This is a genomic window from Aquabacterium sp. (genome assembly GCF_050725395.1).
Lineage (GTDB): Bacteria > Pseudomonadota > Gammaproteobacteria > Burkholderiales > Burkholderiaceae_C > Aquabacterium.
Map to the genome: position 1 here is coordinate 1 of NZ_JBOHHL010000047.1, position 23,615 is coordinate 23,615.

22 protein-coding genes and 1 tRNA gene are annotated in these 23,615 nt (G+C 65.5%); 12 read left to right on the plus strand and 11 right to left on the minus strand.

Going from position 1 to position 23,615, the window contains the following annotated elements; all coding sequences use genetic code 11:
• The 4 genes from ACREB4_RS19195 to epsI form a co-directional block, all read left to right on the plus strand.
• The coding region (locus tag ACREB4_RS19195) for a PEP-CTERM sorting domain-containing protein (RefSeq protein ID WP_431589855.1) at positions 1-293 on the plus strand (293 nt) is incomplete at its 5' end.
• A gap of 142 nt (positions 294-435) precedes the next feature.
• A complete protein-coding gene (locus tag ACREB4_RS19200; RefSeq protein ID WP_431589856.1) occupies positions 436-1,305 on the plus strand; it encodes an EpsD family peptidyl-prolyl cis-trans isomerase in 870 nt (289 codons plus the stop codon).
• Positions 1,302-2,171, plus strand: a complete 870-nt coding sequence (gene xrtB, locus ACREB4_RS19205) for an exosortase B (protein WP_431589857.1) — start codon at positions 1,302-1,304, stop codon at positions 2,169-2,171. Before ACREB4_RS19200 ends, xrtB begins: the two co-directional genes overlap by 4 nt.
• Positions 2,168-2,872, plus strand: a complete 705-nt coding sequence (epsI, locus tag ACREB4_RS19210) for an exosortase-associated protein EpsI, B-type (RefSeq protein ID WP_431589858.1) — start codon at positions 2,168-2,170, stop codon at positions 2,870-2,872. Before xrtB ends, epsI begins: the two co-directional genes overlap by 4 nt.
• A 17-nt stretch (positions 2,873-2,889) precedes the next feature.
• Here epsI and ACREB4_RS19215 read toward each other — a convergent pair whose 3' ends face one another.
• The 5 genes from ACREB4_RS19215 to ACREB4_RS19235 all read right to left on the minus strand — a co-directional run bounded on the left by ACREB4_RS19215 (position 2,890) and on the right by ACREB4_RS19235 (position 8,473).
• Positions 2,890-3,180, minus strand: a complete 291-nt coding sequence (locus tag ACREB4_RS19215) for a GNAT family N-acetyltransferase (protein WP_431589859.1) — start codon at positions 3,178-3,180, stop codon at positions 2,890-2,892.
• Between the two features lie 10 nt (positions 3,181-3,190).
• Positions 3,191-3,754, minus strand: a complete 564-nt coding sequence (locus ACREB4_RS19220) for a chromate transporter (RefSeq protein WP_431589860.1) — start codon at positions 3,752-3,754, stop codon at positions 3,191-3,193.
• Positions 3,751-4,362 (minus strand): chromate transporter, encoded by a 612-nt coding sequence (locus tag ACREB4_RS19225; protein WP_431589861.1) that lies wholly within the window; start codon positions 4,360-4,362, stop codon positions 3,751-3,753. Before ACREB4_RS19225 ends, ACREB4_RS19220 begins: the two co-directional genes overlap by 4 nt.
• Positions 4,355-5,188, minus strand: coding sequence for an acyl-CoA thioesterase (locus ACREB4_RS19230; protein WP_431589862.1), 834 nt, complete (start codon positions 5,186-5,188; stop codon positions 4,355-4,357). The genes ACREB4_RS19225 and ACREB4_RS19230 overlap by 8 nt, the downstream gene beginning before the upstream one ends.
• 63 nt (positions 5,189-5,251) lie before the next feature.
• Complete coding sequence (locus ACREB4_RS19235; RefSeq protein WP_431589863.1) at positions 5,252-8,473, minus strand: EAL domain-containing protein; 3,222 nt, start codon at positions 8,471-8,473, stop codon at positions 5,252-5,254.
• Between the two features lie 127 nt (positions 8,474-8,600).
• Here ACREB4_RS19235 and ACREB4_RS19240 point away from each other — a divergent pair, with 127 nt between their 5' ends.
• The 5 genes from ACREB4_RS19240 (at position 8,601) to ACREB4_RS19260 (ending at position 14,558) form a co-directional block, all read left to right on the plus strand.
• The gene (locus ACREB4_RS19240; protein WP_431589864.1) at positions 8,601-9,530 is read left to right on the plus strand and encodes an alpha/beta fold hydrolase; all 930 of its coding nucleotides are present in this window, start codon (positions 8,601-8,603) and stop codon (positions 9,528-9,530) included.
• A gap of 81 nt (positions 9,531-9,611) precedes the next feature.
• Positions 9,612-10,716, plus strand: a protein-coding gene (gene prfB, locus ACREB4_RS19245) for a peptide chain release factor 2 (RefSeq protein WP_230182180.1) whose coding sequence is annotated in 2 segments (ribosomal slippage) — positions 9,612-9,692 and positions 9,694-10,716 — 1,104 coding nt in all. Because the reading frame shifts where the segments join, the coding sequence is not laid out codon by codon here.
• Between the two features lie 11 nt (positions 10,717-10,727).
• Positions 10,728-13,400, plus strand: coding sequence for an aminopeptidase N (gene pepN, locus ACREB4_RS19250; protein ID WP_431589865.1), 2,673 nt, complete (start codon positions 10,728-10,730; stop codon positions 13,398-13,400).
• 32 nt (positions 13,401-13,432) lie between these two features.
• Entirely contained in the window at positions 13,433-14,449 is a 1,017-nt protein-coding gene (locus ACREB4_RS19255) for a class 1 fructose-bisphosphatase (protein ID WP_431589866.1), read from the plus strand.
• Between the two features lie 33 nt (positions 14,450-14,482).
• Positions 14,483-14,558, plus strand: a tRNA-Thr gene (locus ACREB4_RS19260).
• A 51-nt stretch (positions 14,559-14,609) separates the two neighbouring features.
• On the opposite strand, the gene ACREB4_RS19265 is transcribed toward ACREB4_RS19260, so the two are convergent.
• Entirely contained in the window at positions 14,610-15,266 is a 657-nt protein-coding gene (locus ACREB4_RS19265; protein ID WP_431589867.1) for a hypothetical protein, read from the minus strand.
• 338 nt (positions 15,267-15,604) lie between these two features.
• Here ACREB4_RS19265 and ACREB4_RS19270 point away from each other — a divergent pair, with 338 nt between their 5' ends.
• Positions 15,605-15,943, plus strand: coding sequence for a hypothetical protein (locus ACREB4_RS19270; protein WP_431589868.1), 339 nt, complete (start codon positions 15,605-15,607; stop codon positions 15,941-15,943).
• 11 nt (positions 15,944-15,954) lie between these two features.
• On the opposite strand, the gene ACREB4_RS19275 is transcribed toward ACREB4_RS19270, so the two are convergent.
• The 4 genes from ACREB4_RS19275 to ACREB4_RS19290 are packed head-to-tail and all read right to left on the minus strand — an operon-like array spanning position 15,955 to position 20,336.
• On the minus strand, positions 15,955-17,235 hold the full coding sequence (locus ACREB4_RS19275; protein ID WP_431589869.1) for a HupE/UreJ family protein: 1,281 nt from the start codon (positions 17,233-17,235) through the stop codon (positions 15,955-15,957).
• Positions 17,232-18,377: a tetratricopeptide repeat protein gene (locus ACREB4_RS19280; RefSeq protein ID WP_431589870.1), complete on the minus strand. Its 1,146-nt coding sequence runs from the start codon at positions 18,375-18,377 to the stop codon at positions 17,232-17,234. Before ACREB4_RS19280 ends, ACREB4_RS19275 begins: the two co-directional genes overlap by 4 nt.
• A gap of 11 nt (positions 18,378-18,388) precedes the next feature.
• On the minus strand, positions 18,389-18,670 hold the full coding sequence (locus ACREB4_RS19285; RefSeq protein WP_431589871.1) for a hypothetical protein: 282 nt from the start codon (positions 18,668-18,670) through the stop codon (positions 18,389-18,391).
• Positions 18,671-18,683: 13 nt separating this feature from the next.
• A complete protein-coding gene (locus ACREB4_RS19290; protein WP_431589872.1) occupies positions 18,684-20,336 on the minus strand; it encodes a DUF4331 domain-containing protein in 1,653 nt (550 codons plus the stop codon).
• A 170-nt stretch (positions 20,337-20,506) separates the two neighbouring features.
• Between ACREB4_RS19290 and ACREB4_RS19295 the strand changes: the two genes are divergently transcribed.
• Entirely contained in the window at positions 20,507-21,154 is a 648-nt protein-coding gene (locus tag ACREB4_RS19295) for a DUF47 domain-containing protein (RefSeq protein ID WP_431589873.1), read from the plus strand.
• Between the two features lie 15 nt (positions 21,155-21,169).
• On the plus strand, positions 21,170-22,180 hold the full coding sequence (locus ACREB4_RS19300; RefSeq protein ID WP_431589874.1) for an inorganic phosphate transporter: 1,011 nt from the start codon (positions 21,170-21,172) through the stop codon (positions 22,178-22,180).
• Positions 22,181-22,212: 32 nt separating this feature from the next.
• Here the strand turns inward: ACREB4_RS19300 and ACREB4_RS19305 are convergent, their stop codons facing one another.
• Positions 22,213-23,244 carry a DUF3466 family protein gene (locus ACREB4_RS19305; RefSeq protein ID WP_431589875.1) on the minus strand — a complete coding sequence of 344 codons (1,032 nt, stop codon included), beginning with the start codon at positions 23,242-23,244 and terminating at the stop codon, positions 22,213-22,215.
• Positions 23,245-23,615 lie beyond the last annotated feature (371 nt).

The following is a 23,615-nucleotide window of genomic DNA, read 5'->3' on the forward strand; positions in this document are numbered from 1 at the left end:
AGATCGTCCTGTCGGGCGGCACCTTGTCGTCCGCCCTGAAGGACATCAACGCCGACGACGGTTTCTCCTTCGTGGGTCTGGGCGCTGGCAGCTACACCATGGCCCTGACCGTGAAGGTCGGCACCGGTTTCCTGACCTCGGGCTACTACAACGGCACCATCCACGCCGTCGTGAACCAGACGCCCACGGCCCCCGTGGCTTCGCCCGCGCCTGAACCCGCCGACTTCGCCATGGCCTTGATGGGCCTGGCTGGCGTGGGTTTCATGGTTCGCCGCAGCCGCGCCGCACGCTGAGACAGCACCGGGCGCCTTCAAGGCGCACGAAGGGCGGCCGAGGTCGCCAAGGATGACGGGCCTTCGGGCCCGTTTTCTTTGGGGCGATCACCACGGGCTCTCGCTGATAATGCCTTCCTCACAGTCCTTGGAGTCCGGATTCATGCGCGTGTTCAAAGTGGGTTCGCTGTCCTTGCTGATGGTGCTGCTGGCCGCTTGCAATCGGGAGACCGCGCCCGCCGACGGCCAGATCGTGGCCCAGGTCAATGGCAGTGAAATCTCGGTGCACCAGGTGCAGACCGTGCTGCAGCGCCAGCCCGCGCTGTCCTCGCAACTCGGCGAGGCTGCGGGTGAAAAAGTCCTCCAGGGCCTGGTGGAGCAAGAACTGGCGGCCCAGGCCGCCCGTGATCAAAAGCTCGACAAGAGTCCCAAGGTGCTGCAGGCCATGGAACTCGCCAAGCGCGAAGTGCTGGCGCGCGAGTACCAGGACCGCTTGGCCGACAAGGCGGTTCCGCCCGACACGGCCGACATCGACCGCTATTACGACGAGCACCCCGAACTGTTCAAGGAGCGCCGCCAGTACGTCATCCAGGAAACCGCGTTGACGGTGAGCCCGGCCGATGCGCCGACCTGGCGTGACCGGGCCAAGGCCACCACCAGCCTGGCGGAGGTCACTGAGCTGGTGCGCGCCAGCGGCCTGCCGACCAGCAGCCGCGAGATGGTGGAGTGGGCCGAAAGCCTGCCGCTGGGATTGCTCAAGCAGATCTCTCAGTTGCAGCCTGGGCAGTCCCTGGTGCTGGAGCGGCCGAACGGCCTGGTCATCGGCACCCTGGTGCGTTCCGAGCCCGGATCGGTCAACCGACGCGATGCGGCCCAGGCCATCCAGACGGTGCTGACCAACCAGCGGCGGCGTGATGCGGTGGTGAAGGGCATGGAAACCCTGCGCCAGGGCGCCAAGATCCAGTTCTTCGGGCAGTTCGCCTCGGCGGCCAGCGCCCCCTCGGCTTCCGCCGCGGCGTCGGCAGCCCGGTGAACCACCCCACGCCGGCCTTCGCGAGCGCCGACCCGGACCGCCGGTTCTGGGCCACCGCCGGTCTGGGCCTGGCGGCCCTGGTCTTGCCCACGTTCTGGGACTTCCTGTTCGGCGAATGGGCCTCCTACAGCCAGGGCCACGAGGTGCTGCTGCTGGCGGCTGGCGCCTGGCTGTTCTACCGCCAGGCCGACACCATCGCCGCCTTGCCCGACAGGCCCGCCACCTGGGGCCCCATCCTGGTGTTGAGTTTGGGGCTGCTGTTCTACGCCCTGGGCCGGACCCAGCAGTTCCTGCGGGTCGAGATCCTGTCGCTGTTCTTCATCCTGGCGGCGCTGCTGGCCTGCTTCAAGGGTTGGGCCGTGCTGCGGCACACCTGGTTCGTGCTGCTGTTCCTGCTGTTCGTCGTGCCCTTGCCGTTTTCGGTGATCCTGATCGTGACCGGCCCCATGAAAGAGGCCGTGTCGGTGGTGGCCAGCACGGTGCTGGGCTGGGTGGGTTACCCGGTGGGCCACGTGGGCGTGGTCATCACCGTGGGTCAGTACCAGTTGCTGGTTGCAGAAGCCTGCGCCGGGCTGCATTCCATGTTCATCCTGGAGGCCATGGGCCTGCTGTACAGCAACCTGATGAACCACCAGTCCTGGCTGCGCAATGTGCTGCTGGCCGTGCTGGTGGTGCCCTTGTCCTTCCTGGCCAATGTGTTGCGCGTGATGATCCTGGTGGTCGTGACCTACCATTTTGGCGACCGGGTGGGGCAGGGCTTCCTGCACAACTTCGCCGGGCTGGTGCTGTTCGGGCTGGCCTTGGCCTTGATTGGCGGTGCCGACCGGGCGCTGGGCGCGGTCTTGCCCGAGAGGTACCGACGGTGAGCGCCAACCGCACCAAGGCCTGGATCCTGGCCGCCTGCATGGTGGCCGTGGCCGGTTTCAGCGCCCTCGGCAAGCCTGGGACACAGGCCGCCATGGACACCCGCGCGCGGGTCCCGCTGGAAGACATCTTCCCCAGCCAGGTCGGCGACTGGCGCCTGGACCCCGCCGCCGCGGTGTTCGTCCGGCCGGCGGTCGACCAGGCCAGGCGCTTTCAGATGTACGACCAGGTGCTGGAACGCACCTACATCAACGGCCAGGGCCAACGCCTGATGCTGTCGGTGGCTTATGGCCGGCAACAATCGGTGGGTTTGCAAATGCACCGGCCGGAGGTCTGTTATCAGGCGGGCGGTTTCCAGGTGCAGGACGTTCGGCCCGAGACGATTCAAGTCCTGGGCCAGCCTTTCCCGGTGACGCGCTTGCAGGCGCACATGGACGGCCGTCCGGAGCCCATCACCTACTGGCGCCTGCTGGGCGACGGCGTGGTCACCGACGACTCGTCCTTCAAGCTGCAGCAGTTGTCGCTGGGCCTGCGTGGCCGTGTGCTGGATGGCCTGTTGGTGCGGGTCTCCAGCATCGACCGGGACACGGACGGTGCGCACCGACGCCAAGCCCGTTTCGCCGACGAGTTGGCTCGGGCCATGAGCCCGGTTCAACGCCAGCGGGCGTTTGGCGTGGCGCCCGCGGGATCGCCGAGGCCCTGAACGAGGCGCGCTGTCTCTCAGGCCTGGAGCGCTTGCCACTCGGGGTGGCGTTGCAGGTAAGACCGGACATAGCTGCACAACGGATCAACCTTGAAGCCCTGACCTTGTGCCCAGACCAGCGCCGCGTTCACCATCGCCGCCGCGATGCCCCGGCCTTCAAGCGCAGGCGGCACCACGGTGTGGGTCATGCTGACGATCTGGCCGCGCAGGTGGTACTCGACCACGCAGCGTTGCCCTTCGACGATGGCTTCGAAGCACTGGGCTTCAGGGCGGTGGACGACGTTGACGTGGGTGTGACTTGGCTTCATCGTGGCAAGCCTACACCCAGCCCAGGGCGCCCAGCACGGCCCCCAATCCGACCAGCGCGATCAAGGGGACTTTGGTGCGCCACACCAGCAAGGCCACGGCGGCGCTCAAAAGCAGGGCGGCCGGGTGCTGCACCGAGGGCGCCAGCAGCCAGCCCGTGGCCAGCAGCAGCCCGATGGTGACCGGCGTCATGCCCGATTGAAACGCCTGCACGCCCAGCCAGCCGCGGCGCGACGAGACCCAGCGCGAGGCGGTCAGGGCCAGGGTGCTGGCTGGGATCATGATGCCGACCAGGCTGCTCAAGGCACCCCCCAGGCCCGCGCTGTACCAGCCGATCAGGCCCACGAACAGCACATTCGGGCCCGGCGCGGCCTGGGCCAGGGCGATGGCGGCGGTGAAATTTTCATCGCTCAGCAGGCGGGCCTCGTTCACCAGTTCGCGGTGCATGTCCGACACGAGCGTGATCGCCCCGCCGATCGACATCAAGGACCAGGCCAGGAAGTGCTGGAACAAGGCCCACCAGACCTCGGGCGACCAGCCCAGCGGCTCGGCGGCGGGCGCCAGGGCGGCGCTCACGCGGCACGGCGCCGCAGCGCGGCGTAGGTGAGCAGGCAGGTGGCGGTGCCCAGGCCCAGCAGCACCCAGACCAGCGGCCAGTGCAGCCAGGCCATCATGCCGAAGGCGGCCGCCACCAGGGCCAGGCAAGGGCCCAGTTTCAGCGGATGCTGCTTGAGCGGCGCGGCCAGGCGCAGCACCGTGCCCACGATCTGGCCGGCGGCCACGGCGGCGATGCCGGTCAACGCGCCCCGGACCAGGCCGTTGGCGGTCGAACCATGCGGCAACAAGGTGATGAGCCAGGCCAGGATCAGCATCAGGACCAGCGGCGCGGCCATCATGCCGGCCAGGGCGACGGCGGCGCCGCGCCAGCCGAAGAAGCGGTCACCGATCATCAGCGACAGGTTGCAGACATTGGGGCCGGGCAGCACCTGGGCGGTGCCCAGCAGTTCCACGAATTCCTTGGCCGTCAGCCACCGGCGGCGCTCGCACAGTTCGCGCTGCGCGATGGCGATCACGCCGCCAAAGCCCTGCAGGGCGAGCAGCGTGAAGGCGATGAACAACTCGCCCAGCGAGGCGGGCGCAGCCCGTGGCCCTTCGTCGGCGAGCGCCGCGACCGGATCAGGCATACACGGCCACCACCTGGTAACCGAAGGCCGCCAACTGGCCGTCGGGCGTCCACAGCTGCGAGCGGTCGTTGGCATAGCCTTCGTCGTAGGCGATGGTGTCCTGGTCCAGGCGCCACAGGCCTTGGGGATCGATGTTGGCCACGGGGCGCAGTTCCAGTGCCCATGACACCGAGCTTGCGGGCGCGAAGGCCTTGGCCTGCGACAGGGCGGGCGTGGGGCCGGCGTCGGTCAGGATGATGGCGATGAGTTCGTTGTCCACGCCCGCGCTGTCTTTCAGGCGCAGGTGGTAGCGGGTCAGCCAGTCGCCGCCCCCCGTGAAGGGAAAAGCGCCTTCGCCCAGGCGGAAATCCAGGTGCTGGGTGAAGTTGGGCGTGAGGCCTGGCAGGTAGGGCAGCGGGGTGGCGTCCTGGGCGTTGATCGCCGCGGGCGGTTGCTCGGGCTTGCGGGTGGCGATCTGGGAGTCGCGGCCGGTGCCGAACACGCCCAGCAACACGCCACACACTTGCTCGGTGCCTTGGGCATCGGCCTGCTTCACCGTGGCCTTGACCTGGCGCACGTTCTTGCCTTGGCGCAGCAGTTCGACCTCGACCTGGAAGGGCTCCAGGCTGACCGGGCCCACGAAATTGGTCTGCAGGGCGCGCAGCGGCCAGTCGGCGCCACAGACATCGCGCATGGCCTGCACCGACAGCGCGGACAACAGGCCCCCGAACAGGGTGCGGCCCTGTTGCCAGTCTTCCGTCACGCGGAAAGTCACGCGGTGGCCCTGAAGGCTTCGGGCGGCCAGAAGGCTGGCGAGGGGCGTGGTGGCGGTGAGTTGGGATGACATGTTGGCGACCTTGGCAATGCTGCGGTGCGCCATTATCGAACGATCGTGCTTTTTTTGCTCGCCTCAGCTTGTTGCAAAAATCACTTCGATCTGCTCGGGCGGCACCGGGCGGCTGAACAGGTAGCCCTGGGCGATGTCGCAGCCCAGCGAGGCCAGGAAGGCTTCCTGGTCGGGCATCTCCACGCCTTCGGCCACCACGTTCAGGTTCAGCCCCTGGGCCAGCGAGATCATGGTCTGCACCAATTGGGCATCGCTGCTGTTGCCGGGCAAGTCCTGGATGAAGCTGCGATCAATTTTGAGCTGGTGCACTGGAAAGCGCTTCAGGTAGGCCAGTGACGAGTAGCCCGTGCCGAAGTCGTCGATGGACAAGGACACGCCCAGCGCGTGCAGCATGTGCAGGAACTGCTCGGCGCCCACGCTGGATTCCATCAGGCCGCTTTCGGTGATCTCCAGCTCAAGGCGATGCGCGGGCAGGCCGGAGCGGTTCAGGATGCGCGACACCCGTTCGACCACGCCACCGCGCCGCACTTCGCTGGGCGACAGGTTGACCGACAGGCGGCCGAAGTCGATGCCGGCATCCAGCCAGGCCTTGCCCTGGCGGCAGGCTTCGTTCAGCACCCACTCGCCCAGGGCCACGATCATGCCGGTGTCTTCCATCACGGGGATGAATTCGTCGGGACCGATCGAGGGCAGAGGCTCGAGCACGCCGTCGGGCGTCTTCAGGCGCACCAGGGCTTCGAGCGCGACGACCTTGCGGTCGGTCAGGCGCACCAGCGGTTGATAGTGCAGCACGAACTCGCCATGCTCGACCGCGCGGCGCAGGCGCGTTTCCATGTGCAGGCGGCTGGTGGCGTCGGTGGTGAAGGAGCTGGTGTAGAAGCTGAAGTTGTTGCGGCCACGGCGCTTGGATTCGTACATGGCCGCATCGGCATCGCGGATCAACTCGGCGGCGTCCAAGCCATCTTCCGGGTACATGCTGATGCCGATGCTGGCGCGCACGTAGACCTGCTGGCCGCTGTCCAACGTGAACGGTTCGTTCAGCGTGTCGAGGATGGCTTGCGCCACGTGGGCGGCCTGCTGCGGGTGGCGCAGGTGTTCGAGCACCAGGATGAATTCGTCGCCACCCAGGCGGCCCAGGGTGTCTTCCTGGCGCACGCGTTGGCTCAGGCGCTGGGCCACCTGCTGCAGCAGGTTGTCGCCAGCGGCGTGGCCCAGGCCATCGTTCACGGTCTTGAAGTTGTCCAGGTCGACGAAAACCACGCCGACCAGGGTGCGGTGGCGCTCGGCCAGGCTCACGGCGTGGGCCAGGCGCTCGTGGATCATGGCGCGGTTGGGCAGCTCGGTCAGGGTGTCGAAATGGGCCATGCGCGCCAGGCGCTCTTCGGTCTGCTTGAGCTGGGTGATGTCGGTCATCACGCAGACGAAGTGGCTGGGTTTGCCGGCGGCGGTGCGCACCGAACTGACCGACAACTTGGTCATGAACAGCTCGCCGCTCTTGCGCTGGCTCCAGACCTCGCCTTGCCAGCTGGCTTCGGTCATCAGGCCCTTGCGCACGTCGCTGATGACGTCGCGCGGGTTGTCGGGGAAGAGGAACTCGGGCGTGTGGCCCAGCACGTCTTCTTCCGTGTAGCCAGTGATGTCGGTGAAGGCCGGGTTGATGGACACCAGCACGCGGTCGCGGTTGAGCACCACCATGCCGTCGCGGGTGCTTTCGAGCGCGGCGGCGTGCAGGCGGATGCGCTCTTCGGCCAGTTCGCGCAGGGATTCGCGGTGCAGGTTGGTGAGCGCAAAGCCGAGGTCGCTGGCCACGTCTTCGAACAGGGCGCGTTCGTCCTGGTCTTGCGCGTTCAATTGCTTGTCGAGCAGGAACAGGTGCCCGATCAGCTGCATGTCGCGGCGCAGCGGCACGATGGCGCAGCCCTTCAGGCCCAGGCTCAGGGCCTCGTCGGCCCAGGCGGGGCGGTTGGGCACCTGCGCCAGGTCGGCCGTGTGGAAGATGCGGCCTTCGTGCATGGCCCGGTCCATCGGGGCTTCGTTGTCCAGGCTGGGCAGGAAGCCGTCGAAGGCCTGCATGATGGCGTCGAGGGGCGCGCACCCTTCCAGCACCTCGCAGCTCATGATGTCGCCGTCCCAGTGGCTCAAGGTCACCCAGGCTTTCTTGAAGCGGCCGTGTTCGAGCGCGGCGCGGCAAACGTGGATCAGCAGGTCGGCTTCGGTGGTGGACCACACGATGGCCTGGTTCACCTGGCTGAGGAAGTCATACAGGCGCGTCATGTGCACCAGGCGCTGCTCGGCGCGGCGGCGCGCGGTCACGTCCCAGATCATCCAGACCACGCGGTCGGTGTCGCCCACGGGCGCGCAGCGGCTGTCGAAATGCCGCTGGCCGCCCATGATGCGGATGGGGTAGCTCAAGGGCTGGGTCTGGCGGGTTTCCAGGGCCTTGGTCAGCGTGCCCATGAACAAGGCGGTGTTGGCCGGCGAGAAGAATTTCGACGCCAACTGGCCGATGAGCTGTTCGCGCGGGCGGCCCAGCAGGGCGGACGAGTGGTTGCCGAAGATTTCGATGTAACGGCCATCCTTGTCCAGCAGGAAGGCCAGGTCGGGCAAGGCGTCGGCGAAGGCCTGCAGCTCGGCTTCGCGGCGCATCAGGGCCTGGGTGGCGGCCTCGCGCTGCTTGTGGGCGCGGCCGATCAGCGTCAGCAAAATCAAGGTAACCAGGCCGACGATGCCCATGTTGATCAGGTCGATCTGGCGCTGGGCGTGGGTCTCTTCGCGCTGCACACCTTGCCATTCCTGGCGGGCCTGGGTGGCCGATTGGTCCACGGCTTCCATGGCGGCCATCAGTTGCGAGGCGGGCACGGTGGCGGGTTGTTCCAGGCGCTGCTTGAGCAAATGCTGGGCGTTCTGAAGCCGGCTGAGCAAAGTCTGCAGGGTGGTGCGCATGGCCGGCGCCGGCGCTTCCAGCAACTGCGCGGCGGCCTGCACCGCCTCGTTCAAGGGCGCCTGCACGCGCTGGTGGTTGGACGGAATCCGCCCCTCCAGCAGTTGCTCGGCCAGCCACTGGCTGCGCAGCGACTCGAGCCGGGTCTGGGCCAGCAGGGTGTCGAAGGTGTGCCCCCGGTTCTGCAGGTCGCGCCAGCTCATGTGGGACCAGGCCATCAAGGCCACGCAAATGGCCGCCAATGCCGCCACGGCCAGGGCCAATGGACCGAAGCGGCCCAGCGCCGGCATGGGCAGGGCATTGGACGCGTTTGGCGAGGAAGAAGTGGTGGCGGTCGCGCTCACATTGTGGATTCGAGGAGGTAACGTCGCAGCTTATGTGAAAAATCGCGCCATGGGCCATCATCTAGGGATGACCCCTTGCGCCACCCCTCAGGCGGGGGTCTGGCGCCATGAACTACTTCACGAAACCATGACCATGCCAGCTGTTTATTCGCCACTGTTCGATGCCCGTTCACAGTTCATCGAGGCCCGTGGCCTGCGTCACCACGTGCTGGTCTGGGGCGACCTGGCCCAGGCCTCGGCCGACCAGCCCCTTTTGCTGCTGGCCCATGGCTGGATGGACGTGGGCGCATCTTTCCAGTTCATGGTCGATGCCCTGCGGCAGATCCCCGGCTGGGAAACCCGCCCCATCGCCGCCATCGACTGGCGCGGTTTCGGCCTGACCAGCACCCCACCTGCCGACAGCTATTTTTTCGCCGATTACCTGGGCGACCTCGACGCCCTGCTGGACCAACTCTCGCCCGGCCAGCCGGTGGACCTGCTGGGGCACAGCATGGGCGGCAACGTGGTCATGCTGTACGCCGCGGTGCGTCCCGAACGCATCCGCCGCCTGGTCAACCTGGAAGGCTTCGGCATGCCCGCCACCCGGCCCGAGGACGCCCCCGGCCGCTACGTCAAATGGTTGAATGAGCTCAAAGAGCCCGCCCGCCTGAAGGACTACGAGTCGGTGGAGGGCGTGGCCAAGCGCCTGCAGTCCACCAACCCGCGCCTGCGCGAGGATTTCGCCCTGTGGCTGGCCGGCCAATGGGCGCGCGAGGAGGGCGGCCGCTGGCACATCAACGCCGACCCGGCCCACAAGCGCTCCCAGCCCATCCTTTACCGGGTGGAAGAGGTGCAGGCTTTTTACCAGCGCATCACCATGCCGGTGCTCTTCGTCGAGGCCGACCAGACGGTCTATTTCTTGCTGTTCAATGGCAAGTTCACCCGCGACGAGTTCCTGGACCGGGTCCAATCAGTCCCCCATTTCAGGATGGAAACCATCCGCGATGCGGGCCACATGGTGCACCATGACCAACCCGTGGAATTGGCCAGCCACATCGCCAAATTCCTCAATCCCTGATCTCGGGGATATCGCATGAGAAAATACCCTTTGATCGGCGCCCCGGGCGCCCCCTGAACCCGATTGCGGACACAAGAGAACATGGACATCGAACACATCAATTCCCTGGGCCAGCAGATTGCTGATTTGGGTCAGCGCACCGCTGACCTCCGGAGGTATCTTTGACTGGGATGAAAAATCCCGCCGCCTGAGCGAAGTCAACGCCGAACTCGAAGACCCCGCCGTCTGGAACGATCCCAAGCGCGCCCAAGAGTTGGGCAAAGAGAAAAAGGCGCTTGAAAACGTCGTCCTGACGATCGCCGAGCTTGAATCCGGCCTGGCCGACAACGCCGAGCTGTTCGACATGTCCAAGGCCGACAACGATGTCGCCGGCCTGCAAGCCATCTTCGACGACGTGGCCACGCAAGAATCCCGCGTGAGCGCGCTCGAGTTCCGCCGCATGTTCAACAACCCGGCCGACCCGCTGCCCGCTTTCCTGGACATCCAGGCCGGCGCCGGCGGCACCGAGGCCTGCGACTGGGCCAGCATGCTGCTGCGCCAGTACATCCGCTACGCCGAGCGCAAGGGCTTCACCGCCACGGTCGAAGACCTCACCGATGGCGACACGGCCGGCATCAAGAGCGCCACGATCAAGGTCGAGGGCGAGTACGCCTTTGGCCTGCTGCGCACCGAAACCGGCGTGCACCGCCTGGTCCGCAAGTCGCCCTTCGACTCGTCGGGTGGCCGCCACACCAGCTTCGCCAGCGTCTTCGTCTACCCTGAGATCGACGACACCATCGAAATCGACATCAACCCGGCTGATGTGCGCACCGACACCTTCCGGGCCTCTGGCGCGGGCGGGCAGCACATCAACAAGACCGATTCGGCCGTGCGCCTGACGCACATCCCCACCGGCATCGTCGTGCAGTGCCAGGACGGCCGCTCGCAGCACAGCAACCGCGATGTGGCCTGGAAGCGCCTGCGCTCGCGCCTGTACGACTTCGAGATGCGCAAGCGCCAGGAAGCGCAGCAAAAGCTCGAAGACACCAAGACCGATGTGGGCTGGGGTCACCAGATCCGCTCGTACGTGCTGGACAACAGCCGCATCAAGGATTTGCGCACGAACGTCGAGATCTCCAACACCCAGAAGGTTCTGGATGGCGATCTGGACGCCTTCATCGAGGCCAGCCTGAAACAAGGCGTTTGAGAAAGCACACCATGCGTGAAGGTACTGCCCACATGATCCGCCGCGAAGACTATGCGGCGCCCGCGTTCTGGATCAAGACCGTCGACCTGACCTTCGACCTGGACCCGGCCAAGACCCTGGTCATCAACAAGATGACCCTGGAGCGCAACGCCGATCAGCCTGGTGCTTCACTGCGCCTGGACGGCGAGGACCTGAACCTGACCCGGGTGCTGGTCGACGGCGAATCGATCTCGTTCCGGGTGGAAGACCAGCAACTGGTGCTGGACAAGCTGCCCGACCAACCCTTCACGCTGGAGATCCGCAACACCTGCGCCCCTGAAAAGAACACGCAGCTGTCGGGCCTGTACACCAGCAGCGGTGGCTTCTTCACGCAGTGTGAGGCCCTGGGCTTTCGCCGCATCACCTATTTCCTCGACCGCCCGGACGTGATGGCCACTTACAAGGTGACCTTGAAGGCCGACAAGCTGAAGTACCCTGCGCTGCTGTCCAACGGCAACCTGGTGGAAGAAGGTGCGCTCGACGCCCACCGCCACTACGCCGTCTGGGAAGACCCGCACCCCAAGCCCTGCTACCTGTTCGCGCTGGTGGCCGCCGACCTGGTGCGCCGCGAGCAGCGCATCCGCACGCGCGCCGGCAAGGATCACCTGCTGCAGATCTACGTGCGCGCCGGTGACCTCGACAAGACCGAGCACGCCATGAACTCGTTGATGGCCTCCATCGCCTGGGACGAAGCCCGCTTCGGCCTGAGCCTTGATCTTGAACGCTTCATGATCGTCGCCGTGAGCGACTTCAACATGGGCGCCATGGAGAACAAGGGGCTCAACATCTTCAACACCAAGTTCGTGCTGGCCAACCCCGCCACGGCGTCTGATGTCGATTTCGGCAACGTCGAAAGCGTGGTTGCCCACGAGTACTTCCACAACTGGACCGGCAACCGCGTCACCTGCCGCGACTGGTTCCAGCTGTCCTTGAAAGAAGGCCTCACCGTCTTCCGCGACCAGCAGTTCAGCCAGGACATGGCCGGCAGCACCAGCGCCCGCGCCGTCAAGCGCATCGAAGACGTGCGCACCCTGCGCCAGGTGCAGTTCCCTGAAGATGCCGGCCCCATGGCCCATCCCGTGCGCCCCGACAGCTACATGGCCATCGACAATTTCTACACGGCCACTGTGTACGAAAAGGGCGCCGAAGTCGTGCGCATGATGCACACGCTGGTGGGCGAGGCTGGCTTTGCCGCTGGCATGAAGTTGTACTTCGACCGCCACGATGGCCAGGCCGTGACCTGCGACGATTTCGCGCAAGCCATCGCCGATGCCAACCCGGACAGTGAACTCGCCAAGCGCCTGCCCGGTTTCAAGAACTGGTACAGCCAGGCGGGCACGCCTCGTGTGCAGGCCAAGGGTGTGTACGACGCCGAAGCCCGCACCTACACCCTGACGCTGAGCCAGTCCTGCAACCCCACGCCGGGCCAGCCCACCAAGGCGCCCTGTGTGATCCCCGTGGCCATGGGCTTGGTGGCGCACGATGGCCGCAGCCTGTTCCTGCACCTGGAAGGCGATGCCGCGCCCACCGGCCCGCAGACCGTGCTGGTGCTGTCCGAGCCGCAGCAGACCTTCACCTTCGTGCACGTGCCCACCGAACCGGTGCCTTCGCTGCTGCGTGGCTTCTCGGCCCCCGTGGTGCTGGAAGCCGAACTGGACGACGACGCTTTGTTCACGCTGTTGTCGCACGACCTGGACCCCTTCAACCGTTGGGAAGCCGCCCAGAAGCTGGCCTTGCGCCGCTTGCTGGCCGCCGTGCATGGCCACGGCCCGGCCACGCTGGACGACCGTTTCGTGCAGGCCCTGCGCGGCATCTTGCGCCACCCCGAACTCGACGCCGCCTTCAAGGACCTGGTCCTGACCCTGCCCAGCGAAAGTTATGTGGCCGAGCAGCTCGACGTGGTCGACCCGCAGCGCATCCACACCGCGCGCGAGACCATGAAGCTGCAGTTGGCACAAGCCCTGCACGAAGACTGGGCCTGGGCCTATGAAGCCAACCACGACAATGGCGGCTACACGCCCGATGCCGTCAGCATGGGCCGCCGTGCATTGGCCAACCTGGCGCTGAGCATGCTGTGCCTGGAAGCCAGTGTGCGCAACAACCCCTTGTGGACCGGCAAGGCCTTCCAGCGCTACAAGGACGCCACCAACATGACCGACCGCCTGGGCGCCCTTAGCGCCCTGGTGGCAGGCCATTCCGAACTGGCCCAATCCGCCTTGGACCGCTTCCACGCGCAGTACAAGGACGAGCCCCTGGTCATCGACAAGTGGTTCTCGCTGCAGGCCGCCGCCCCCGAAAAAGATGGCAAGGTCTTTGCCCGCTGCAAAGCCCTGATGCACCACCCGGACTTCACGCTGCGCACGCCCAACCGCGCCCGCAGCCTGTTGATGAGCCTGTGCTCGGCCAATCCGGCGGCTTTCCACCGCACCGACGCGGCCGGCTACGTGTTCTGGGCCGACCGCGTCATCGAGATCGACGGCATCAACCCGCAACTGGCCGCCCGCCTGGCGCGCGCGCTGGACCACTGGCGCCGCCTGGCCGAGCCCTACCGCACGGCCGCGCAAGAGGCGCTGAACCGCGTGGCCGGCCGGGTCGAACTGTCGGACGATGTGCGCGAGATCGTCACGCGCGCCCTGCAAGACTGATGTTTTTGAAAACCTAGGAAGCACTTTTCACCATGTCTCACCGTGTCAGCCTGACCCAATACCTCATCGAGCAACAGCGCGGCCCCGCGCAATTGCCCCCGCAACTGCGCCTGCTCATCGAAGTGGTCGCGCGCGCTTGCAAGAGCATCGCCATCAGCGTCAACAAGGGCGCCCTGGGTGATGTGCTCGGCACCGCCGGCAGCGAGAACGTGCAGGGCGAAGTGCAGAAGAAGCTGGACATCATCGCCAACGAGGTGCTGATCGAAGCCAACGAATGGGGCGGCCACCTGGCCGGCATGGCGTCCGAAGAAATGGACGACATGCACGCGGTGCCCAAGCACTACCCGCAAGGCGACTACCTCCTGTTGTTCGATCCTTTGGATGGCTCCAGCAACATCGACGTGAACGTCAGCATCGGCACGATCTTCTCGGTGCTCAAGCACCAGGGCGGCGCTGTGACCAACGAGAGCTTCCTGCAGGCTGGCACGACCCAGGTCTGCGCCGGCTATTGCGTCTATGGTCCGCAAAGCACGCTGGTGTTGACGGTGGGACAGGGCGTGGTCATGTTCACGCTCGACCGCGAGCAAGGCGCCTGGGTGTTGACACAGCGCGATGTGAAGATCCCCGAGGACACCAAGGAATTCGCCATCAACATGTCGAACCTGCGCCACTGGGCGCCGCCGGTCAAGCGCTACATTGACGAATGCCTGGAAGGCAAGGACGGCGTGCGCGGCAAGGACTTCAACATGCGCTGGGTGGCCTCCATGGTGGCCGACGTGCACCGCATCCTCACGCGCGGCGGCATCTTCATGTACCCCTGGGACAAGCGCGAGCCGAACAAGCCCGGCAAGCTGCGCCTGATGTACGAAGCCAACCCGATGAGCTTCCTGGTCGAGCAGGCTGGTGGCATGTCCACCAACGGCACGCAGCGCATCCTCGATCTGCAACCCACGCAGTTGCACGAACGCGTGAGCGTGGTGCTGGGTTCGAAGAACGAGGTGGCGCGCGTGACGCAGTACCACCTCGATGCGGCCGGCCAGAAAGCTTGATCAAAAAGACGTGCTAGAATTTTTGTCTGGATTGCCGGTGTAGCTCAGTCGGTAGAGCAGCTCATTCGTAATGAGAAGGTCGGGTGTTCGATTCATCTCTCCGGCACCAATCAAACATTCAAAAGCCAACCTCACAAGGGTTGGCTTTTTTTGCTTTGCACTAGGGCTTTTTCACCAGCACGGCGTGCGCCTTGGGCTCGTAGCTGGTGGTGTACAGCAGGGAGCCATCGGCCTGGCGCCGGAAATGCTCGCCTGCACCTTTGGTGCAACTGGCGGCGCTGTCGCCGCTGAAGTGGTCGACAGAGAACTCGTGGTCGCCATTTTTGACCTGCTCCAGGGTCAGCTCACCCTGGCACGGCACGTGGGAGACGCGGATGGAGCCGCAAGGCTGCCCTGGCGTGCAGGGACGGTCGATTCGCACATCGACTTGGAACACGGTGCCTTCGGTATCCCGCGCCTGGCCGGACCAATGGCCGGTGAAAGCATCGTCCGTTGCCGGTGTTGCCGGTGTCTGCGGCTGAGGCACCGTGGCGGCCACGGCACTGCCGCTGGCTTCGCTTCGGCCCGTGTCTGTGGAGGAAGGCGTGGACGACACCTGAGGCGATGAAGAAGGCGGCGTGCGGAACATGGCCACGCCAAAGCCGATCACGCCCACGAACAGCATCGCGAAGATGCCGACCTTGACCTTTTCCGAGGCGGTGGAAAAGAAGAAGTAAGCCAGCACAGACAGTGCGACGGAGAGCAGGGCCAGGATGCCCAACTGGCTCTGGGCGGCCGCGCTGATGATCTGCGGCAGGTTCGCGGAAAGATCGCTCACAGCCTTCTCCTTGCCGCAGACGTGAATTTGACTGGTGACACCATGGTTTCCCCCTTGGATTGCTTGCCAAACATTGTGCAGCGGAATGGCAGAGCCATCTATGCGATCGCATCCCGGGTGTCGAGAGCGTCCACCCATGCCGCCTTTGAAGAGAAGGGGGGCGCAGGGTAAAATCATCACCCTGCCGGTGAAGATTGGTTTTTTGCGGGGTGTTTTTAGAACGGCGCCGCCGCAAAATTGGCAAAATAGCAAAACAACAAGTGATTCCAGAGCCCGGGCGAGAGAACCCATCAAGCGTGCGCCAACTGTCACTGTGCGCCGCTGAGAGCAGCAGTTCAATGAAGCCTTCCCCCAAGAAGCACAAAGGCAACAACAACCAGGTCGTTCTGGGCGAGGATTGGCACCGCTTTGCCTTTCCGCGCGACGATCTGGAGTTCCTGGGCACCATCCGGCGCGGCATCGAGATCGGCGCCTTGGCCAAGGACCAGGAGGGCAATTACCTTCAGGTCAATGGCGACATGCGCCAGACCTTGAACAAGAGCCGCATCGACAACCTGCTGCGGTCCGCCAAGCCCGCCGTGGTGCGGGCGCCCGTGGTGCGTCAGCCGACCACCGAGCAACGTGCCGCCGTGGTCGTGACCGTCAAGAAGCGGCGTGTGGTGGTGCCGGGCAGCTGATCAGCCGAGCTTCAGCCCAGGATCACCACCTCGAACACGCGTTCGATGAGCCAAACCAAGGCCATCGCGGCGATGAGCAAGGAGCCTCCGCCCACCGCCAACCAGCGGTACAGGGCCGTGCGGCGCATCGTCAACATGATGGGCAAGGCCACGGACACCAGCGCCAGTTGCCCCAGTTCAACGCCCAGGTTGAAGCCCAGCAAAGGCGCGACCAAATCCCGGCGGGGCAAGCCCAGGTCCTGCAAGGCCCCCGCGAAGCCAAAGCCGTGCACGAGCCCGAAGCAAAACACCACCCCCCAGCGCGGCCCTCGAAGCATCGGCAGCAGGTTGTCCACCGCGGCCAGCAGCACGCTGAGCGCGATCAGCGATTCCACCCAGCGCGAGGACGGTGACAAGACACCAAAGGCGGCGAGCCCGAGGGTGATCGAATGCGCCACGGTGAACGCGGTGACCAGCTTGAGCACCTCGCGAAGTGAGGCAGACCACCGAGGTCTCGGCCGCCATCCGGCCATGGGCGGCCACCAACGGGGGCGCGCCTGCCGTTGCCACACCGAAACCAGCAGGAGCGACAGCAGGAAAAGGACATGGTCCGTGCCGATGGCGATGTGGTGGACGCCATCCTGGATGTAACGCCACAGGCCGGACCAGAAGGATTCAGCGGGGGGCGATGGCGGGGGGGAGGGCGGTGCTGCCGGTGTGGACGAAGCCGCTTGGGCGATCGCCTGCGCCATGCCCTGCGCGCCCGTGAAGGTCAGCCCATGGCGGGGCCTGGGCATGCCGAGCACGACGGTGCCGGCTTCAGCCGTCGGTGTGCGCCAGCGCACGATGCCGCGGTGCGTGGGGTCGGTCAAGGCGAAGAGGCGGTAGTCCACGGTGAGGCTGTCCCAGGTTTGACCTGGGCTCATGGGACATTGGGCGGTCCAGCGCAAGACGACGTAGCGTCCGTCGGTGTGGGTGTCGATCTGGGGCGGTACCAGGGTGTCCGTGGGCACGGGCGTGCAGTCGTCCTGCCCATGCCTCAAGCTCAGTGTTGGGCGGGCAAAGTTCATCAGTTCTGGCCAGCGTGGGCGCACTTCTCCCCAGGTGAGGCGGCCGTCGTCGTCCTGGTCCAGCTTCAGTTCGGCGTCCAGGTCGCGCAGTGCGATGTGCCAGTCCACATCGACCCGGCCGAGTTTCTGCACCGTCAGCGTGAGGTAGCTGTCGCTGGGCTTGTGGGCGTGGCCCTGGTTGCTGAGCAACAGCAGCACCAGCGCCAGCACGAACAAGAGGACCTTGAGTCGTTTGGCGTTCATTTCAGCGTGTCCAGGCGGTGGTCGGACCAGCCGGAGCGGCTCATGAAGTCGCGAACAGGGCCGGCCATGCCTTCTTGCTGGGCGGCCCGCGCGGCTTCCAGGAGGATGCGGGCATCGGCGGGTTCTTTCTGGACCGCCCAGTTGGCCTTGGCCAGTTTCATCGCGGCCTCCGGGCGGTGAAGCAGCCACAGGGTGAAGCGCGCCTCTTCGCGGCGGTGCACGGCATCGCCCCGCTCGTGCGCGGCATTGAAGCGGGCACGCAGGGCCTGCACGGTGGCGTCCAGGCGGGCGTCTTTGGTCTGGGCGTAAGCCAAGGCCAAGCGCAGCAGGAGGCCGTCGTTGCGCTGTTGCTTGCCGAGGCGCTCGATCACCTCGGCGGGCCGGCCCTGGTCCAGCAGGAAGTCGGCGTAAGCGCCTTCGGTGTAGGCGTCAGGCGCGGTGAGCAGCAGTTGTTGGTACAGGGAGTCGGCCTCGGCGGGCCGATCCAGTCGTTCGGACAGTTCGGCCTGGATCAGCGACAACCAGGGGTGCAGCGCGGGTGGAGCCTGCCGACGCAGGGCTTGCAAGGCGGCCATGGCTCGCTCGCCTTGCCCTTGCAGGCTCGACAATTCCAGCAGGCAGGCCTGGCCATGCCATGGAGCGCCAATGCGGGGCAGGGCTTCGCAGGCGGTTCTGGCCTCGTCGTAGCGGCCCAGCACTTGCAGCACCGAGGCGCGCGTCAGCCAGGCCTGGGCATTGGCCGGGTCTTGCCGAACCACGGCGTCCAGGTCTCTCAGGGCCGGGGCGAAGTCGTGCTGGTTCTGCAGGATGGTGGCGCGCAGCAGGCGCACGCCAGTGGGCGGTGCGGGCTGGGTCCACCAGGCTTGCAAGGCGCCTTGGGCTTGGCCCATCCAGCGCGGATCGCCATCGCGGCGTGAGATCTCGATGGCCTGGCGTGCCATGCGCGTGGCCACGTCCGCATCCTGGGGGTGGCGTCGGGCTTGGGCGCGGAGGACGCGCCAGTTTTTTTCCTCGTCAGACAAGGGGCGATCGCGCAAGGTCTCGATCACCTCGCGGTCGCTGGCGGGCGTGAAAGGGGCGGCCTGCGCCATGCCCGTCACCAAGGTGATGAGCAGGCAGCAGGCGCGTCCCGAAAGCCTCATGGCGACAGCGTTCAGTTCACCGTGGTGGGCTCGGCGTTGTCGTCCGAGGCCAGCATGTCCGGCACGGTGACCGGCTCCAGCACGTCCGAGGTGGCCGTGGGCACGGCCGACAGGTCGGCGACGTAGCTGGTGGCCACCGATGGCGAGGTGGCCGCGGCCGGTGGTACCTCGGCGGTGATGTCGGCAGGCGTCGAGGTGTGGCCTCCGCCACCATCGCCGCCGCAGGCCACCAGCAAGGCGGTGGTGCCGGTGGCCACCAGGGCGGCCAGGATGAGTTTTTGGGCAGGTGTCATGGCCATCATTTCCTCACAGGCTCTTCGCGCCGGGCAACGGGGTGTTCAGGTAGGGGAAGGCACTCTTGAAGTGCGTCGGGTCCGCACGCACCGCATCGTTGAAGCCCAGGCCCCCCACCGGTGCGTCCGAGGGATGACAGCCCACCATCAGGGCGTCGGCAGATCCGGTCAGGGTGCAAAGGGCGCCCATGGCCACGCGCAAGGACAGGTCCACCACGTCGTCGCCCAGGCGGCGTCCGTTCGGGAAGCCCGCCAGGTCGCCACCGGCCACGCCCAGCGGGTTCTGGGAAGCGATCTGGGTGGGCGGCAGGGCGGTGTTCAGGCGCAGCATCTCGGCCAGGGGGCCGTGGCGTGTCACGTCAGCACCGGTCAGGTCGGTGATGTTGGCCGGGCGGTTGACGGTGGGCAAGCCGGTGAGAAAGGCCGTCATCAAATCCTTGCGGGGGAAGTTGGTCGGCGCCACGGCGGTCGGGAACAAGACCTGGACCAGGGCTGGCAAGGTCGGGTGGGTCACGTAGTCGGCGAAGTTCGCGGCGTCGTCCTTGGGCTTGGAAGCGTTGAACTTGTCCTTGTCCTTCAAGCCGATCACGACCTCATTGACCAGGGGCATGCCCAGGCGGGAGACCTGTGTCCAGGCGCCGCCGGCCTTCTCACTGGCCTGCAGCCCGGATTTGGGCTTGCCGTCCAGCAGCCGGGCTTGGCGCAGGCTGGCGGTGGTCCAGGCGCCAATCACCTTGTCCGGGCCAGAGGCGGTCAGGCAGCTGGCGGGCATTTCCACGGCCAACGAGGTCACGTTCTTGCCAGACAGCTCGCCAAACTCGTTGGCGTCATTGGTGCCATTCAAGGCCTTGGCGTTGGCCTCGTTGGTGATCACGCTGGCGGGTGCGTTGACGAGGTCGAAGATGCGGCCCAGGTTGACCGAGAAGGCTTCCTTGCGCTGGCCCACGAAGACCCGGCCCGGTGTGCTGCAACCCGGGATGGTGATGTTGTAGATGTACTTGTTGGCGTAGGCGTCGTAGGTGGCGGCGTCGCCCAGGGTCTTCTCGCCGATGTAGTCGATCGGTTTGGTGAACGTGGTGCCGGTTTCGCCCGTGGGGCTGCCGCTGGCGATGCTGATTTGCTGGCGCGTGCCGGTGCGGCGGTCGCCGCGCACGATGAACACCTCGTAGGTTTCGCTGAAGCTGAGCGGATCACCCGACACCCCGGAGATGCCGCCCGCCTGGCGCAGCGGGATCGACACATTTTTCTTGGCGCCCGTGGGGCCGATGGGCAGGGTGATGCCCGCACCTGAGGCGTTCAAGGTGTTCTTGAAACGGAACTGGAGGGTGATGTCTTCCACCGCGTCGCCGTTGTTGTCCACGTGGATCTCGTACAGGGCGTTCGGGTCGAGCGAAAAATAGTTCGGGCCGCCGTAGGCATCCTGCAAAGGCAGGTAGTTGGCGATCAATGTCACGAAGGCGCTTTTGCCGCCCGTGCCGTTGCTGGCCACGCCTTCGTAGCTGTTGAAGATGTAGAAGTCGGTGGCGTCCACCTTGGGCGCGGTGGTGATGAAAGGCGCTTCGCGGTGGCTGGACGCCATGGCGCTGGAGGCCAGCAGGGACAAGGCACTGGCGACCAAGGACAACCGGGTGAAAGGCCAAGACGAGGGCGGTTTTGAGGCGGGCATGACAGGCTCCAGGGGTGGTTTGGCGGGATGGACGGGCGACTGCAAAGACCCATACGCCCGAAAACCGTGACTGGATGCACAAAATCGCGAAAAAATCAGGGAGGCCCCAGGCGGGTAAAATCCCCACTCTGCCCAGTGACTGTCATCACCATGACACGCGAGACCACCCCATGATTTTTGGAAAACTTCTGCCCCGTGAGGGCAATTTTTTCGAGCTGTTCAACCAGCACGCCACCCACACCGTCGCGGCGGCCCACGCCTTCGCGAACCTGGTCAAGCACTACAACGACCCCATCCTGCGCGAGAAGTACACCCAGGAAGTCGATGGCGCCGAGAACTCGGCCGATGACGTCACCCGCGAAGTCAACAAGCTGCTGCACAAGACCTTCATCACCCCGATCGACCGCGAACAGATCCACTCGCTGATCAACACCATGGACGACGTGGCCGACCTGATCCATGGCGCGGCCGAGACCATGGCCTTGTACGACGTTCGCACGATGACCGACGAGATCATCCGCCTGACCGAGTTGGGCGTGAAGTGCTGCGAGCGCCTGCGTTCGGCCGTGTCTTTGCTGCACGACATCGGCAATGCCAAGACCGCCGAGGCCGCGCTCAAGACCTGCGAAGAGATCGACCAGCTCGAATCCGACGCCGACCGCGTGCTGCGCGCCGCGATGAGCAAGCTGTTCCGCGAAGAACCCGATGTGCGCGAGCTGATCAAGCTCAAGGCCATCTACGAGATGCTGGAAACCGTGACCGACAAGTGCGAGGACGTCGCCAACCTGATCGAGGGCGTGATCCTCGAGAACTCCTGATCCGGGCGGCTGACCATGGTTTCCATGCAGGCGGCCCTGTGGGTCGTGGTTCTCCTGGTGGTGCTGGCACTGCTGTTCGATTTCATGAACGGCTTCCACGACGCTGCCAACTCGATCGCGACGGTGGTGTCCACCGGCGTGCTGCGCCCCGCGCAAGCGGTGCTGTTCGCGGCTTTCTTCAACGTCGTCGCCATCTTCATCTTCCACCTGAGTGTGGCCACCACCGTGGGCAAAGGCATCGCCGACCCGGGCGTGGTCGATGTGCACGTGGTGTTCGGCGCCTTGATCGGTGCCATCACCTGGAACGTGATCACCTGGCTTTACGGCATCCCGAGCAGCTCATCGCATGCGCTGATCGGCGGCATCGTGGGGGCGGTGATGGCCAAGGCCGGCGCGGGTGCGCTGGAGTCGAGCGGCATCATCCGCACGGTCACCTTCATCTTCGTGTCGCCGCTGCTGGGCTATGTGTTCGGTTCGCTGATGATGGTGCTGGTGGCGTGGGTGTGCCGGCGCATGGCGCCCACGCGGGTCGACCGCTGGTTCCGCCGCTTGCAATTGCTGTCGGCCGGGGCGTACAGCCTGGGCCACGGCGGCAATGACGCGCAGAAGACCATCGGCATCATCTGGATGCTGTTGATCTCGACCGGCTACGCCTCGTCCACCGACGCGGCGCCGCCGACCTGGGCGATCGTGTCCTGCTACATGGCGATTGGCGCGGGCACCATGTTCGGCGGTTGGCGCATCGTGCGCACCATGGGCCAGAAGATCACCAAGCTCAAGCCGGTGGGCGGCTTCTGTGCCGAAAGTGGTGGCGCGATGACGCTGTTCATCGCCACGGCACTGGGCGTGCCGGTGTCCACCACGCACACCATCACGGGCGCGATCGTGGGCGTGGGCTCGGTGCAGCGGGCCAGCGCCGTGCGCTGGGGCGTGGCCGGCAACATCATCTGGGCCTGGATCCTGACCATTCCGGCGGCGGCCTTCGTGGCGGCCATCGCCTATTGGCTGAGCTTGCAGCTGTTCTGACCAACGGTCACTGCCCGCTCATCCATCATCGGTCAGGGCTTGGGCGTCAGCAGCAGCGAGCGGTATTCGCCATTGATCAAGCCGTAGCCGGCAATTTGACCTGCGTCGTTGATGGCCTTGGCGCTGAGCACCTTGACCGTCGACGAAGCGCTGCCGATTTGGTTGTTCAGGTTGACCGTGCCTGTTTTGGGCGACCACGCGAAGGCCACCGTGGTGGTGCTTGAAGCAGAGAACCTGGCCGTCCCGACCACTTGTCCCTTGGCATTGATGTCCGCCGGTTCTGAGAAGGCGTACAGGAACAGGCTGGGCAGGGCCTTTTCACCGGTGGCGCTGCTCCAGAGGTAGGCCTTGGTGGCGGTCACGGCCAGCTTGGAATTGACCGTGTCCTTCTTCCCAACCACCTGGTTCACGCTGTTGATGGCCAGTGGCTTGAAGCTCAAGTACTTGGTGGGCGTCACCAGGGCAGGGTTGCTGGCTGTGAGGGTGCCCACCAAGTAGACGATCTTGTAGCCTTGGGTGGTGTTGGTGGATTGGGTGGCATTGCCAATGATGGTGCCGCCGGCGCTCAGGCCCGTGGCCTCGAAGTTGTAGTTGACGCCCGTGGTCTTCACGGGGACGAGCACCGGGTTTTGCGGGTTCCACAAGGACAGGCCATTGTTGCCTTTGACCAGCACGGTGTTGGTCGGCGTGATGGCGATCAAGTCCTTGAACTCGTCCGCGATGGGCGAGATGCTGTCCACGGACGTCACTGTGCCGTCGGCGGTGCGCACGGCGATCTGCTTGCCTGGATAGCGGGGGTCGGAGGTGACCGTGGTGACGATGCCCAGCACCGTGCCCTGGTCATTGAGCTTCAGGCCCTTGCTCAGGCCCGTCAAAGGGTGGGCGGTGCCATCGCTGTCCCAGAGGGTGTTCAGGCCCAGCACTTGGCCCTGGCTGTTGATGTCATAGGCGCCGGCTGGTCCCAGGTCCAGCACGGTGTAACCGGCCGCCTGCGCTGCCGAGACGCCCATGAGCGACGCGAGTAAAACCTGCTGTGAAAATGATCGAATTGAAGAAACTTGCATGCTGTCCTCCCAAGACATTGGTATTGATGGAATGGAGATATTAGGTGCACGTATAACGTGCGCTGATCCGGATTCTCCCTTGGCCGCATGCCCCGGTCTTCGCATCGGGCAGGCCTGTGCGTAACGAACTGTGGTCGCATCGCAAAAGGGCATGGGGTTTGCCCGAGGGAATCATCTCGAAAGACTGAGGAACCTGCTCATGGCCCGACAGCATCCACCCACCCTTGTCGTCAAGGAAATGAACTGCCCGCCGTGCATGTTGTGCATCTACCAGCCGGAGCACCCGCCCTCGTTGGAGGCCATGGGCTTCTGGGGGCGGCAGGGCGTGTTTTCGCTGGAAAGCGAAATGCGCCTGGACAGCGACGGTTGGC

Bases quoted from the DNA above. Each gene is read 5' to 3' on its own strand.
- ACREB4_RS19280 (WP_431589870.1), bottom strand. From the start codon at position 18,377: ATGAGGCTTTCGGGACGCGCCTGCTGCCTGCTCATCACCTTGGTGACG.
- ACREB4_RS19300 (WP_431589874.1), top strand. From the start codon at position 21,170: ATGGTTTCCATGCAGGCGGCCCTGTGGGTCGTGGTTCTCCTGGTGGTG.
- pepN (WP_431589865.1), top strand. From the start codon at position 10,728: ATGCGTGAAGGTACTGCCCACATGATCCGCCGCGAAGACTATGCGGCG.
- ACREB4_RS19305 (WP_431589875.1), bottom strand. From the start codon at position 23,244: ATGCAAGTTTCTTCAATTCGATCATTTTCACAGCAGGTTTTACTCGCG.
- ACREB4_RS19255 (WP_431589866.1), top strand. From the start codon at position 13,433: ATGTCTCACCGTGTCAGCCTGACCCAATACCTCATCGAGCAACAGCGC.
- ACREB4_RS19215 (WP_431589859.1), bottom strand. From the start codon at position 3,180: ATGAAGCCAAGTCACACCCACGTCAACGTCGTCCACCGCCCTGAAGCC.
- ACREB4_RS19240 (WP_431589864.1), top strand. From the start codon at position 8,601: ATGACCATGCCAGCTGTTTATTCGCCACTGTTCGATGCCCGTTCACAG.
- ACREB4_RS19225 (WP_431589861.1), bottom strand. From the start codon at position 4,362: ATGCCTGATCCGGTCGCGGCGCTCGCCGACGAAGGGCCACGGGCTGCG.
- ACREB4_RS19285 (WP_431589871.1), bottom strand. From the start codon at position 18,670: ATGACACCTGCCCAAAAACTCATCCTGGCCGCCCTGGTGGCCACCGGC.
- ACREB4_RS19275 (WP_431589869.1), bottom strand. From the start codon at position 17,235: ATGAACGCCAAACGACTCAAGGTCCTCTTGTTCGTGCTGGCGCTGGTG.
- ACREB4_RS19230 (WP_431589862.1), bottom strand. From the start codon at position 5,188: ATGTCATCCCAACTCACCGCCACCACGCCCCTCGCCAGCCTTCTGGCC.
- ACREB4_RS19295 (WP_431589873.1), top strand. From the start codon at position 20,507: ATGATTTTTGGAAAACTTCTGCCCCGTGAGGGCAATTTTTTCGAGCTG.
- ACREB4_RS19270 (WP_431589868.1), top strand. From the start codon at position 15,605: ATGAAGCCTTCCCCCAAGAAGCACAAAGGCAACAACAACCAGGTCGTT.
- ACREB4_RS19200 (WP_431589856.1), top strand. From the start codon at position 436: ATGCGCGTGTTCAAAGTGGGTTCGCTGTCCTTGCTGATGGTGCTGCTG.
- ACREB4_RS19290 (WP_431589872.1), bottom strand. From the start codon at position 20,336: ATGCCCGCCTCAAAACCGCCCTCGTCTTGGCCTTTCACCCGGTTGTCC.